This is a genomic window from Streptomyces sp. enrichment culture, assembly GCF_964272895.1.
Classification (GTDB): Bacteria; Actinomycetota; Actinomycetes; order Streptomycetales; family Streptomycetaceae; genus Streptomyces.
The window spans coordinates 1,473,261-1,486,028 of sequence record NZ_OZ186832.1 but is presented as its reverse complement, the minus strand read 5'-3'; the positions used below and the strand labels follow the sequence as shown (position 1 = coordinate 1,486,028).

At 70.3% G+C, this 12,768-nt stretch carries 9 protein-coding genes; 4 read left to right on the top strand and 5 right to left on the bottom strand.

Going from position 1 to position 12,768, the window contains the following annotated elements; genetic code table 11:
- Positions 1-43 precede the first annotated feature (43 nt).
- A complete protein-coding gene (locus ACSU6M_RS06715; RefSeq protein ID WP_437067875.1) occupies positions 44-1,006 on the bottom strand; it encodes a PAC2 family protein in 963 nt (320 codons plus the stop codon).
- A 193-nt stretch (positions 1,007-1,199) separates the two neighbouring features.
- Between ACSU6M_RS06715 and ACSU6M_RS06710 the strand changes: the two genes are divergently transcribed.
- On the top strand, positions 1,200-1,532 hold the full coding sequence (locus tag ACSU6M_RS06710; protein ID WP_437067874.1) for an ArsR/SmtB family transcription factor: 333 nt from the start codon (positions 1,200-1,202) through the stop codon (positions 1,530-1,532).
- A 73-nt stretch (positions 1,533-1,605) separates the two neighbouring features.
- Positions 1,606-2,490, top strand: a complete 885-nt coding sequence (locus ACSU6M_RS06705) for a TIGR03620 family F420-dependent LLM class oxidoreductase (RefSeq protein ID WP_437067872.1) — start codon at positions 1,606-1,608, stop codon at positions 2,488-2,490.
- 74 nt (positions 2,491-2,564) lie between these two features.
- Here ACSU6M_RS06705 and ACSU6M_RS06700 read toward each other — a convergent pair whose 3' ends face one another.
- From ACSU6M_RS06700 to ACSU6M_RS06685, 4 genes are all read right to left on the bottom strand, one after another.
- Positions 2,565-4,181: an FAD-dependent oxidoreductase gene (locus tag ACSU6M_RS06700; RefSeq protein ID WP_437067871.1), complete on the bottom strand. Its 1,617-nt coding sequence runs from the start codon at positions 4,179-4,181 to the stop codon at positions 2,565-2,567.
- Between the two features lie 8 nt (positions 4,182-4,189).
- Entirely contained in the window at positions 4,190-5,725 is a 1,536-nt protein-coding gene (gene glpK / locus ACSU6M_RS06695) for a glycerol kinase GlpK (RefSeq protein ID WP_437067869.1), read from the bottom strand.
- Positions 5,726-5,821: 96 nt separating this feature from the next.
- Positions 5,822-6,616 carry an MIP/aquaporin family protein gene (locus ACSU6M_RS06690; RefSeq protein ID WP_437067868.1) on the bottom strand — a complete coding sequence of 265 codons (795 nt, stop codon included), beginning with the start codon at positions 6,614-6,616 and terminating at the stop codon, positions 5,822-5,824.
- Positions 6,617-7,090: 474 nt separating this feature from the next.
- Positions 7,091-7,855: an IclR family transcriptional regulator gene (locus ACSU6M_RS06685; protein WP_437067866.1), complete on the bottom strand. Its 765-nt coding sequence runs from the start codon at positions 7,853-7,855 to the stop codon at positions 7,091-7,093.
- A gap of 368 nt (positions 7,856-8,223) precedes the next feature.
- On the opposite strand from ACSU6M_RS06685, the gene metH reads away from it, so the two are divergent.
- Both metH and ACSU6M_RS06675 read left to right on the top strand, forming a co-directional pair.
- The gene (gene metH, locus ACSU6M_RS06680; RefSeq protein ID WP_437067865.1) at positions 8,224-11,736 is read left to right on the top strand and encodes a methionine synthase; all 3,513 of its coding nucleotides are present in this window, start codon (positions 8,224-8,226) and stop codon (positions 11,734-11,736) included.
- A 201-nt stretch (positions 11,737-11,937) separates the two neighbouring features.
- Entirely contained in the window at positions 11,938-12,633 is a 696-nt protein-coding gene (locus tag ACSU6M_RS06675; RefSeq protein WP_437067863.1) for an HAD family hydrolase, read from the top strand.
- The last annotated feature ends 135 nt before the right edge of the window (positions 12,634-12,768 follow it).

The following is a 12,768-nucleotide window of genomic DNA, read 5'->3' as shown; positions in this document are numbered from 1 at the left end:
TCCGCTTGGCCCGGTGCCCGGTGCACCGCCCCCTCTGTTTCGTTCAGTCCTCCGACGCGTCCCCGTCGTCCGTGCCGCCCGGCTTCGGCGGCTTCGGCGGCCGCGCCCCGGAGTCCTTGCGGTACGGGGTGCCGTCGCCGTCCGCGTGCCCGCCCGCCGTGCCGCCGCCGTCCCGGCGCCGCAGATACCGCTCGAACTCGCGGGCGATCGCCTCGCCCGACGCCTCCGGCAGCTCCGCGGTGTCCCGGGCCTCCTCCAGCGTCTGCACATACTCGGCGACCTCGCTGTCCTCCGCGGCCAGCTGGTCCACGCCGACCTGCCAGGCGCGCGCGTCCTCGGGCAGCTCGCCCAGCGGGATGCGCACGTCGATCAGGTCCTCCAGGCGGTTCAGCAGCGCCAGCGTCGCCTTGGGGTTCGGCGGCTGCGAGACGTAGTGCGGTACGGCCGCCCACAGCGACACCGCGGGCACACCGGCGTGGGTGCACGCCTCCTGGAGGACGCCGACGATGCCCGTCGGGCCCTCGTACTTGGTCTCCTCCAGGTCCATCCGGCGGGCCAGGTCCGGGTCGGACGTGGTGCCGCTGATCGGGACCGGCCGGGTGTGCGGGGTGTCACCGAGCAGGGCGCCCAGGATGACCACCAGCTCCACGCCCAGCTCGTGCGCGAAACCGAGCAGTTCGTTGCAGAACGAGCGCCAGCGCATGGACGGTTCGATGCCCCGCACCAGCACCAGATCGCGCGGCTTCTCGCCGCCGACGCGGACCACCGACAACCTTGTCGTCGGCCACGTGATCTTGCGCACGCCGCCGTCCATGAACACCGTGGGGCGGTTCACCTGGAAGTCGTAGTAGTCCTCGGCGTCCAGCGCCGCGAACACCTCGCCCTTCCACTCCCTCTCCAGATGCGCGACCGCGGTGGAGGCGGCGTCGCCGGCATCGTTCCAGCCCTCGAACGCGGCCACCATGACCGGGTCGATCAGCTCGGGAACCCCCTCGAGCTCGATCACCCAGCGCCTCCTTCCGACGTGCCCTCGCTTGACGTCCCAACCTTACGGCGTGCGGCGGGGGCGCCCGCAGCCCCCTTGCACAGGGGAGTGAACGGATCACTGCCCCGTTCGCCACCCACGAACACCCCACGACGATCACAGGATCTCCAAGGCCGAATCGCCTCGCCGGGGCCGCGACCTATACTCCGGACCCATGGCGGACCCTGCGACCACACCCGATCCCGAGCTGGTCGGTGCGCTGCGGGCGCTGTCCAACCCGGTGCGGCTGCAGCTGCTGGCCTGGCTGCGCGAGCCCGAGCGGCACTTCCCGCTGGACCGGGCCGTCGCCGACCCCGCCGAGGTCGGTGTGTGCGTGAGCCACATCCAGGAGAAGGCCGGTCTGGCCCAGTCCACCGTCTCCGCGTATCTGGCCGAACTCCAGCGGGCCGGTCTGGTGCGGGCCACACGCGTGGGCAAGTGGACCCACTACAAGCGCGACGAGCAGCGCATCGTCGAGCTGATCGCGGCCCTCGGCCGGACGCTGTAGCGCAACTCCCCTGCACGACACGGGATTTCATCATGCTTGCGCATCATATCGAGAATCTGCGATATTTCGATCCATGGCGATGATCGACGGACTGGACCTCGGCACCTTCGGTATCTACACCTTCGACTTCGAGCACCAACCCCTCGCGCGGATCCGCGAGTCGGCACGCGAGCTGGAGGAACTCGGCTGGCGGGCCGTCTGGTTCCCCGAGGTGGGCGGCCGCGAGGCGCTGACCCTCGCCGGACAGCTGCTGGCCGCCACCGACCGTCTGCACGTGGTCAACGGCATCGCCCAGATCTGGGCCCGCGAGGCCCGCACCGCCCAGGGCGGCGCGCTGCTGCTGGCCGACGCCCACCCCGACCGGCACGTCCTCGGCCTCGGCTTCGGCGGCACACCCCGCCCCGGCGTGAGGCCCCTGGCCGCCATGGCCGCCTACCTGGACGCCATGGACGCGCTCCAGCCGGCCCCCACCGCCGCCCCGAAGTCCCCGGTACGGCGCCTGCTGGCCGCCTACGGCCCCAAGATGCTCGAACTCGCCCGCGACCGCACCGCAGGCGCCCACACCTACCACGTCAGCGTGGCCCACACCGCTGAGGCCCGCGACCTCCTCGGCCCCGACGCCTTCCTCGGCGTCGAGCACGCCGTGCTGCTGGAGACCGACGCCGGCACCGCCCGCGCGATCGCCCGCGAGCATCTGACGCCCTACCTCGACACCCCGTACAACCTCGCCAAGTTCCGCAGGCTCGGCTACACCGAGGACGACCGCAGCGGCGGCGGCAGCGACCGCCTCGTCGACGACCTCGTCTTCTGGGGCACCCCCGAATCCGTCGCCGCCAAGCTCCACGGCCACCTGGAGGCAGGCGCCGACCATGTGGCCGTCCAGGTCATCGGCACCCCGCCCGGCGGCTCCTCGCTGCCGTCCTGGCGCCGCCTGGGCGAGGTGCTGCTGGGCGTGTGAAAGGGGCGGCTCCTGTGCGGGGAGCCGCCCCTTCCATGTCGTAGGACCGTCCGGCCGTCGATCCTTGATCGGTCCTACTTCTTGTCGAGCAGGTCCTGGACCCTGGCCCGCACCTCGTCCGTGGCGAGGCCGCGGATCGTCAGGGTGGTGCGGCGGCGCAGGACGTCGTCCGCGGTCTCGGCCCACTCGTGGTCACGGGCCCAGACGACCTGGGCCCAGATCTCGGGGGCGTCGGGGTGGACGCGCTCGGCGAGCTCGGGGTTGTCGTTGGCCAGCCGGGCGATGTCGAAGGCCAGCGAACCGTAGTGCGTGGCCAGGTGCCTGGCGGTGTCCGCGGCCATGCGCGGGCCCGGCGCCGGGCCGTCGACCAGCAGGCGGTGGGCGACCGCGCGCGGGTTGGCGACACCCGGCAGCGGCAGCTTCTTCGGCAGCGAGGAGATCGGCTCGAAGTCCTCGCCCAGCGGGTGGCCCGGCAGGGACTCCAGCTTCTGCATCACCGTGCGGCCGATGTGGCGGAACGTCGTCCACTTGCCGCCCGCGACCGACAGCATGCCGCCCCTGCCCTCGGTCACCACCGTCTCGCGCTTGGCCTTCGCGGTGTCGCCGGGGCCGCCCGGCAGCACCCGCAGACCGGCGAACGCGTAGGTGATCAGATCGCGGTTCAGCTGCTGGTCGCGGATGGAGAACGCGGCCTCGTCGAGGATCTGGGATATGTCCTTGTCGTCGACCGCGACCTCGCCCGGGTCGCCCTCGTACTCCTCGTCGGTCGTGCCGAGCAGCAGCATGTCCTCCCAGGGGAGGGCGAAGGTGATGCGGTACTTGTCGATCGGCGTGGCGAGCGCGGCCTTCCACGGGGAGGTGCGCTTCAGGACCAGATGCGCGCCCTTCGACAGGCGGATCGACGGCGCGGCATTCGGGTCCTCCATGCGGCGCAGGTGGTCGACCCAGGGGCCGGTCGCGTTCAGCACCAGACGGGCGTTCACACCGAACTCGTCGCCGGAGAGGCGGTCGCGCAGCTCGGCACCGGTCACCCGGCCCTTGGTGAAGCGCAGACCGGTCACCTCGGCGTGGTTGAGGACGACCGCGCCCGCCTCGGTGGCCGCGCGGACCGTCATCAGCGCCATCCGCGCGTCGTTCATCTGGTCGTCGCCGTACACGGCCACGGCCTTCAGGTTCTCGGTGCGCAGCTCCGGCACGTCCGCCGCCGCCTTGGCGGGGGAGAGCAGGTGGCCGACACCGTCACCGAACGCGGAGAGCATCGAGTAGGCGAAGACGCCCGCGCCGAGCTTCGCGGCACCGTGCGGACCGCCCTTGTACACGGGGAGGTAGAAGGTCAGCGGGTTCGCCAGGTGGGGGGCCACCTGACGGGAGACCGCACGGCGCTCGAAGTGGTTCTCCGCCACCAGCTTCACCGCGCCGGTCTGCAGGTAGCGCAGACCGCCGTGGAGCAGCTTGGAGGAGGCGGAGGAGGTGGCGCCGGCCCAGTCGCCGGCGTCGACCAGAGCCACCCTGAGGCCGGACTGCGCGGCGTGCCAGGCCGTGGAGATGCCCAGGATGCCGCCGCCGATGACGAGAAGGTCGTACGACGCCTTGGAGAGCTGCTCCCGGGTCTCGGCGCGGCTCGGGTTCGAGCCGGACGCCGGGTGCGTGCCCAGGGCAGGGACGGACTGCAGGGTGGACTGCGTGGTCATGGGGTTTCTTACTCCTCGTCCTCGAGCCAGCCCATGGTCCGCTCGACGGCCTTGAGCCAGTTCTTGTACTCACGGTCGCGGGTCTCCGCGTCCATGCGGGGGGTCCACTCGGCGGCCCGGCGCCAGTTGGCACGCAGGTCGTCGGTGCTGGTCCAGAAGCCGACGGCGAGACCGGCGGCGTAGGCGGCGCCGAGGCAGGTGGTCTCGGCGACCATCGGGCGCACCACGGGGGCGTCCAGGAAGTCCGAGAGCGTCTGCATCAGCAGGTTGTTGGAGGTCATGCCGCCGTCGACCTTCAGGGCCGACAGCTCGACGCCGGAGTCCTTCGTCATGGCGTCGGTGATCTCACGGGTCTGCCAGGCCGTCGCCTCCAGCACCGCGCGCGCCAGGTGCGCCTTGGTGACGTACCGGGTCAGACCGGCGATGACACCGCGGGCGTCGGAGCGCCAGTAGGGGGCGAACAGGCCGGAGAAGGCCGGCACGAAGTAGGCGCCACCGTTGTCCTCGACCGTGAGCGCGAGCGTCTCGATCTCGGCGGCGGTGGAGATCAGGCCCATCTGGTCGCGCATCCACTGCACCAGCGAACCGGTGACGGCGATCGAGCCCTCCAGGGCGTAGACCGGCGCCTCGTCGCCGATGCGGTAGCCGACGGTGGTCAGCAGCCCGCTGTACGAGTTGATGATCTTCTCGCCGGTGTTCATCAGCATGAACGTGCCGGTGCCGTACGTCGACTTCGCCTCGCCCTCGGAGAAGCAGGTCTGGCCGAACAGCGCCGCCTGCTGGTCGCCGAGCGCGGAGGCGACCGGGACACCGCCGAGCAGCTCGCCCAGGCTGCCGCCGGTGATCTCGCCGTAGACCTCGGCGGAGGAGCGGATCTCCGGCAGCATCGCCAGCGGCACACCGATGGACTCGGCGATCTTCTCGTCCCACTCCAGCGTGTGGAGGTTCATCAGCATGGTGCGGGAGGCGTTGGTGACGTCGGTGTAGTGCTTGCCACCGTCGACACCACCGGTCAGGTTCCAGATGACCCAGGTGTCCATGGTGCCGAAGAGGATGTCGCCGGCCTCGGCGCGCTCGCGCAGGCCCTCGACGTTGTCCAGCAGCCAGCGGGCCTTGGGACCGGCGAAGTAGGAGGCCAGCGGCAGGCCGGTCTCGCGGCGGAAGCGGTCCTGGCCGACGTTGCGGCCGAGTTCCTTGCACAGGGCGTCGGTGCGGGTGTCCTGCCAGACGATGGCGTTGTGGACGGGCTCACCGGTGTTCTTGTCCCACAGCACGGTCGTCTCGCGCTGGTTGGTGATGCCGATGGCCTTGATGTCGTCGCGGGTGATCCCGGCCTTCGCGATGGCTCCGGCGACGACCTCCTGGACGTTGGTCCAGATCTCCGTGGCGTTGTGCTCGACCCAGCCCGGCTTGGGGAAGATCTGCTCGTGCTCCTTCTGGTCGACGGAGACGATACGGCCGTCCCGGTCGAAGACGATGCAGCGGCTGGAGGTCGTGCCCTGGTCGATGGCGGCGATGAAGGGGCCGGCGTGGGCGTCGGTCATCGTGTGCTCCTGGAAGTCCTTGGTTACGGGGCTGTACGTACGGCGCGTGCGTGACGGCTCGGATGCTCGGGTTGCTTTACCAAGAAGCCCGGCTCTTTAAGCGAACGCGGCCTTGTAGATGCCTGCGGCGATCGCCGCGCCGATCAGCGGACCGACGACGGGGACCCAGGCGTAGCCCCAGTCGGAGCCGCCCTTGTTGGGCAGGGGGAGGAGGGCGTGCACGATACGCGGGCCGAGGTCACGGGCCGGGTTGATGGCGTAGCCGGTCGGACCGCCGAGCGACAGACCGATGCCGACGACCACCAGGGCGGTGATCAGGGCGCCCAGGATGCCGAGGCCGTTGCCGTTGTCGTTCAGGCCCTGCGTGAGGACGGCGAGCACCAGCACGATCGTGCCGATGATCTCGGTGGCCAGGTTCTGCACCGCGTTGCGGATCTCCGGGCCGGTGGAGAAGACGCCCAGGACCGGGCCCGCGCCCTTCTCCTGCGCCTCGACGGCCTTGGTGGCGGTGGCCTGCGCACCCGGACCGCCGACGATCTCCTTGTCGGTGAGGTGCGCGTGGAACTGGCCGTAGTAGGCGACCCAGACCAGGGTCGCGCCGATCATGGCGCCGAGCAGCTGGCCGCCCCAGTAGGTGGCGACGTTGTCCCAGACGTTGTCCTTGATCGCGAGGGCGAGCGTGACCGCCGGGTTGAGGTGCGCGCCGGACAGCGGCGCCGAGGTGTAGACCGCAGTCAGCACGGCGAAACCCCACCCGAAGGTGATGGCGAGCCAGCCGGCGTTGCGGGCCTTGGAGGCCTTCAGCGTCACGGCGGCGCAGACGCCACCGCCGAGCAGGATGAGTATGGCGGTACCGATGGTCTCGCCGATGAAGATGTCGGAGCTGGACACCCGCGACTCCTTTGTCCTTCGTCCAGGGGAAGCAGAATCCCGAGTCCCTTCGGGGTTCCTGCGCCCTCAGGGGGTGAGAGCTGTGCCGGTCCCTTGGCGTTGTCACACTCTAGCGTGTATTGCCGGTAGGTGTTCGACAATGCCGACCGATGGACGGGAGTCTTGCTGCGGCGTCAGGCACCCGTCAAGACTTCTGTTATCGAATGCACGATCGTTATTGATCGACTCCGCCTATGGGTGATGCGTCCCGACCTGTACGGCTTCGGCCGCGGACCGCTCGCGGGCACACCGAGGACCGGGACGCCGTACGGCATCCCGGTCACGAAAGTCCTTGGGTACGGCGGTCGGAACCGCCCGGCGCATACGGCGGCCAGGGCCGCCCTGCGTGCACGGCCGTAGGCGCGGCCCGGCGCGTACGGCGGTCAGGGCCGCCCGGCGTGCACGGCCGTAGGCACGACCCGGCGCGTACGGCGGTCAGAACCGCCCGGCGCCCAGATCCCGCGACACCGCGCGGGCGCAGTCGCGCACGGCCGCGATCAGCTCGTGCCGCAGCTCGCCGTCCCGTGCCAGCCGCTCCACCGCGCCCGTGATGCCGACGGCACCCACGGGCATGCGCCGCCGGTCGTGGATGGGCGCCGCGATGGACGCCACGCCCTCCCAGGTCTCCTCCACGTCGGCCGCGTAGCCACGCGCGCGCGTGACGTCGAGGATCCGCTCGAAGGCGTCCAGATCGCACACCGTACGGTCCGTGAACGCCTTGCGGTCCGCCTCCAGTGCCTCGCTGTGCGCCACCGGGTCGTACGCCGACAGCACCTTGCCCAGCGCCGTGGAGTGCAGCGGCTGCATCGCGCCGATCTCCAGCACCTGCCGGCTGTCGTCGGGCCGGAAGACGTGGTGCACGATCAGCACGCCCTGCTGATGCAGGACCCCCAGGTACACGCTCTCCCCGCTGGAGCGGGCCAGGTCGTCCGTCCAGACCAGTGCCCGCGCGCGCAGCTCGTGCACGTCCAGATAGGTGGTGCCCAGCCGCAGCAGCTCCGCGCCCAGCTGATAGCGGCCCGATGCCTCGTCCTGCTCCACGAACCCCTCTTGCTGGAGGGTGCGCAGGATCCCGTGCGCGGTCCCCTTGGCGAGGCCCAGGGCGGAGGCGATGTCCGACAGGCCCAGCCGCCGCTCGCCGCCCGCGAGCAGGCGCAGCATCGCCGCCGCCCGCTCCAGCGACTGGATGTTCCGTGCCATCGCCGTCCTGCCTCCGTCCCCTTCGACCGTCGAACCGTGACGCTGTCTGTCGCTGTTCGACACTGTCCACCGTTCGGCAATGTCGAACACTACCGGTCCATGCCGACCCTCCGCTAATGGTCCGACGACATCCGGTCGCCACATGGTGGGCCACACGCCCCCGGCCCGTCACCCACCCGGCCCACCCCGCCGCCCCGGCACCGGCTCGTCCGGGTGGTGGACGCCCCTGACCACAGGCCCAGGCTCCCGGCTACGCTGACGGCGTGCGCCCACATCGGGGAGCCCCCATGGGCTTCACCGCTGAGGCCCGACCTGTCGGGACCCCAGGGGCGCAAAGCCGACAGCCGTCGCACCCGAGGGAGCCCTTCATGGCCTCTGTGCCGCCGACCCCTTCCGCCGACAGCCGGACCCGTGCGTCCGCGCTCCGCCAGGCGCTCGCCACCCGTGTGGTGGTGGCCGACGGAGCCATGGGCACCATGCTCCAGGCCCAGGACCCGACCCTGGAGGACTTCCAGCAGCTGGAGGGCTGTAACGAGGTCCTGAACGTCACCCGCCCCGACATCGTGCGCTCCGTCCACGAGGCGTACTTCGCCGCCGGCGTGGACTGCGTGGAGACCAACACCTTCGGCGCCAACCTCAGCGCCCTCGGCGAGTACGACATCGCCGACCGCATCGAGGAGCTGTCCGAGGCCGGCGCCCGCATCGCCCGCGAGACCGCCGACGACTTCACCGCGCGCACCGGACAGCAGCGCTGGGTCCTCGGCTCCATGGGCCCCGGCACCAAGCTGCCGACCCTCGGCCACACCACCTTCACCGCGATCCGCGACGCCTACCAGAAGAACGCCGAGGGCCTCCTCGCCGGCGGCGCCGACGCCCTGCTGGTGGAGACGACGCAGGACCTCCTGCAGACCAAGGCATCGGTGATCGCGGCCCGCCGCGCCATGCAGGTCGCCGGCTACGACGTGCCGCTGATCGTCTCCGTGACGGTGGAGACCACCGGCACCATGCTCCTCGGCTCCGAGATCGGCGCCGCCCTGACGGCCCTGGAGCCGCTGGGCATCGACATGATCGGCCTCAACTGCGCCACCGGCCCCGCCGAGATGAGCGAGCACCTGCGCTACCTCGCCCGGCACGCCCGCATCCCGCTGTCCTGCATGCCCAACGCCGGCCTGCCGGTCCTCACCGCCGACGGCGCCCACTACCCGCTGACCGCGCCGGAGCTCGCCGACGCGCAGGAGAACTTCGTCCGCGACTACGGGCTCTCCCTGGTCGGCGGCTGCTGCGGCACCACGCCCGAGCACCTGCGCCAGGTCGTCGAGCGCGTCCGCGACCTGACCCCGGTCGAGCGCAGCCCTCGCCCCGAGCCCGGCGCGGCCTCCCTCTACCAGACGGTTCCCTTCCGTCAGGACACGTCGTATCTGGCGATCGGTGAGCGGACGAACGCGAACGGGTCGAAGAAGTTCCGTGAGGCCATGCTGGAGGGCCGCTGGGACGACTGTGTGGAGATGGCGCGCGAGCAGATCCGTGAGGGCGCGCACATGCTGGATCTGTGCGTGGACTATGTCGGCCGGGACGGTGTGGCCGACATGGAGGAGCTGGCGGGCCGGTTCGCCACTGCCTCCACGCTGCCGATCGTGCTGGACTCCACCGAGGTCGATGTGATCGAGGCGGGTCTGCAGAAGCTGGGCGGCCGTGCGGTGATCAACTCGGTGAACTACGAGGACGGGGACGGTCCCGAGTCCCGGTTCGCGCGGGTGACCCGCCTGGCGCAGGAGCACGGGGCGGCGTTGATCGCGCTGACGATCGACGAGGAGGGCCAGGCCCGTACGGTCGAGAAGAAGGTGGAGATCGCCGAGCGGCTGATCGCCGATCTGACGGGGAACTGGGGTATCCAGGAGTCGGACATTCTCATCGACTGTCTGACGTTCACCATCTGCACGGGTCAGGAGGAGTCGCGCGGGGACGGTATCGCCACGATCGAGGCGATCCGTGAGCTCAAGCGCCGCCACCCTCAGGTGCAGACGACGCTGGGTCTGTCGAACATCTCCTTCGGTCTGAACCCGGCCGCGCGGATCCTGCTGAACTCCGTGTTCCTGGACGAGTGTGTCAAGGCGGGGCTGGACTCGGCGATCGTGCACGCCTCGAAGATCCTGCCGATCGCCCGGTTCGACGAGGAACAGGTGACCACCGCGCTGGATCTGATCTACGACCGGCGTGCCGAGGGTTATGACCCGCTGCAGAAGCTGATGGCCCTGTTCGAGGGGGCCACGGCGAAGTCGTTGAAGGCGGGCAAGGCCGAGGAGCTGGCGGCGCTGCCGCTGGAGGAACGCCTCAAGCGGCGGATCATCGATGGTGAGCGCAATGGTCTGGAGGCCGATCTCGATGACGCCCTCGCCGAGCGGTCGGCGTTGGACATCGTCAACGAGACGCTGCTGGACGGTATGAAGGTCGTCGGTGAGCTGTTCGGGTCGGGGCAGATGCAGCTGCCGTTCGTGCTGCAGTCGGCCGAGGTGATGAAGACGGCTGTCGCCTACCTTGAGCCGCACATGGAGAAGACGGACGAGGCGGGCAAGGGCACGATCGTGCTGGCCACGGTGCGTGGTGATGTGCACGACATCGGTAAGAACCTGGTCGACATCATCCTGTCGAACAACGGCTACAACGTGGTCAACCTGGGGATCAAGCAGCCGGTGTCGGCGATCCTGGACGCGGCCGAGGAGCACAGGGCCGATGTGATCGGTATGTCGGGGCTGCTGGTGAAGTCCACGGTGATCATGAAGGAGAACCTGGAGGAGCTCAACGCCCGCGGTCTGGCGGCCACTTATCCGGTGATCCTGGGTGGTGCGGCGCTGACTCGTGCCTACGTCGAGCAGGATCTGCACGAGATCTACGAGGGCGAGGTCCGTTACGCGCGGGACGCTTTCGAGGGTCTGCGGCTGATGGACGCGCTGATCGGCGTCAAGCGCGGCGTGCCCGGCGCCAAGCTGCCCGAACTCAAGCAACGCCGGGTGCGGGCTGCCGCCACCGTGGTCGAGGAGCGGCCGGAGGAGGGGCACGTCCGCTCGGACGTGGCCACCGACAACCCGGTGCCCACGCCGCCGTTCTGGGGCACCCGTGTGGTCAAGGGCATCCAGCTCAAGGAGTACGCGTCCTGGCTGGACGAGGGCGCGCTGTTCAAGGGCCAGTGGGGACTGAAGCAGGCCCGTACCGGCGACGGCCCGACGTACGAGGAGCTCGTCGAGACCGAGGGACGTCCCCGGCTGCGCGGTCTGCTGGACCGGCTCCAGACCGAGAACCTTCTGGAAGCGGCCGTCGTCTACGGCTACTTCCCGTGCGTGTCCAAGGACGACGACCTGATCATCCTGGACGAGCAGGGCAACGAGCGCACCCGCTTCACCTTCCCCCGCCAGCGGCGCGGTCGGCGGCTGTGCCTGGCCGACTTCTTCCGCCCGGAGGAGTCCGGGGAGACGGACGTCGTCGGACTCCAGGTCGTCACCGTCGGCTCCCGCATCGGCGAGGAGACCGCGCGGCTGTTCGAGTCCAACTCCTACCGGGACTACCTCGAACTGCACGGCCTGTCCGTGCAGCTCGCCGAGGCGCTCGCCGAGTACTGGCACGCGCGCGTGCGCGCCGAGCTCGGCTTCGGCGGGGAGGACCCGGCCGACATCGAGGACATGTTCGCGCTGAAGTACCGCGGTGCCCGCTTCTCCCTGGGCTACGGGGCCTGCCCCGACCTGGAGGACCGCGCCAAGATCGCCGAGCTGCTGGAGCCCGAGCGCATCGGTGTGAAGCTGTCCGAGGAGTTCCAGCTGCACCCGGAGCAGTCCACGGACGCGATCGTCATCCACCACCCGGAGGCGAAGTACTTCAACGCCCGCTGACCCTCTCTCCGGGCCCTCCGGAGGCCCGGTGCAGGCGGTGTCCAGGCACGCCACAGCCGCCCCCGGCGTATCGGTGGAGTGCCCCCGACCACGCCTTTTAAACAAGGCGCTCGCGCTCTGTGAGACGTACACTGGTCGGTCCACGCAGGCCGGTTCCCCGCACGGGAACCGGCCTGCTCGTCCCTCAAGGAGGTACGCCGGATGACCACGACGGTCCCCGCACTCGGCACCCGTACGGCCGAGGGCTCAGCCCTGCAGGCCGTACTCCTCGACATGGACGGCACCCTGGTGGACACCGAGGGCTTCTGGTGGGACGTCGAGGTGGAGGTGTTCGCCGCTCTCGGCCACACCCTCGACGAGTCCTGGCGCCATGTCGTGGTCGGCGGCCCCATGAGCCGCAGCGCGGGGTTCCTGATCGAGGCCACCGGCGCGGACATCACCCTCGCGGAACTGACCGTGCTGCTCAACGAGGGCTTCGAGGACCGCATCTCCCGGACCCTGCCCCTGATGCCCGGGGCCGCCCGGCTGCTGGGCGAGCTGGCCGCGCACGAGATCCCCACGGCACTGGTCTCCGCCTCCCACCGGCGCATCATCGACCGGGTGCTCACCTCCCTCGGCCCGCAGCACTTCCGGCTGACCGTCGCCGGTGACGAGGTGCCGCGCACCAAGCCGCACCCCGACCCGTATCTGTTCGCGGCCGCCGGGCTGGGCGTGGATCCGGCCAGATGCGCGGTCGTCGAGGACACCGCGACCGGGGTCGCCGCCGCCGAGGCGGCCGGCTGCCATGTGGTGGCGGTGCCCTCCGTCGCCCCCATCTCCCCGGCCGCCCGGCGCACCGTGGTGAACTCGCTCGAAGAGGTCGACCTGGCTTTTCTGCGTGGCCTCATGGTGATCTGACGACAGCAATGCACTGACCGTTCACCCTGAGTCCGAAGCTGATTCGCCGTCGAATTGACCGGCGTCCTTCGCATGCGGGTGCGGAAGAAATCGAACAGGTCGGGTGGCTGAATTCCGGCCGGTGTGAACGCGGTT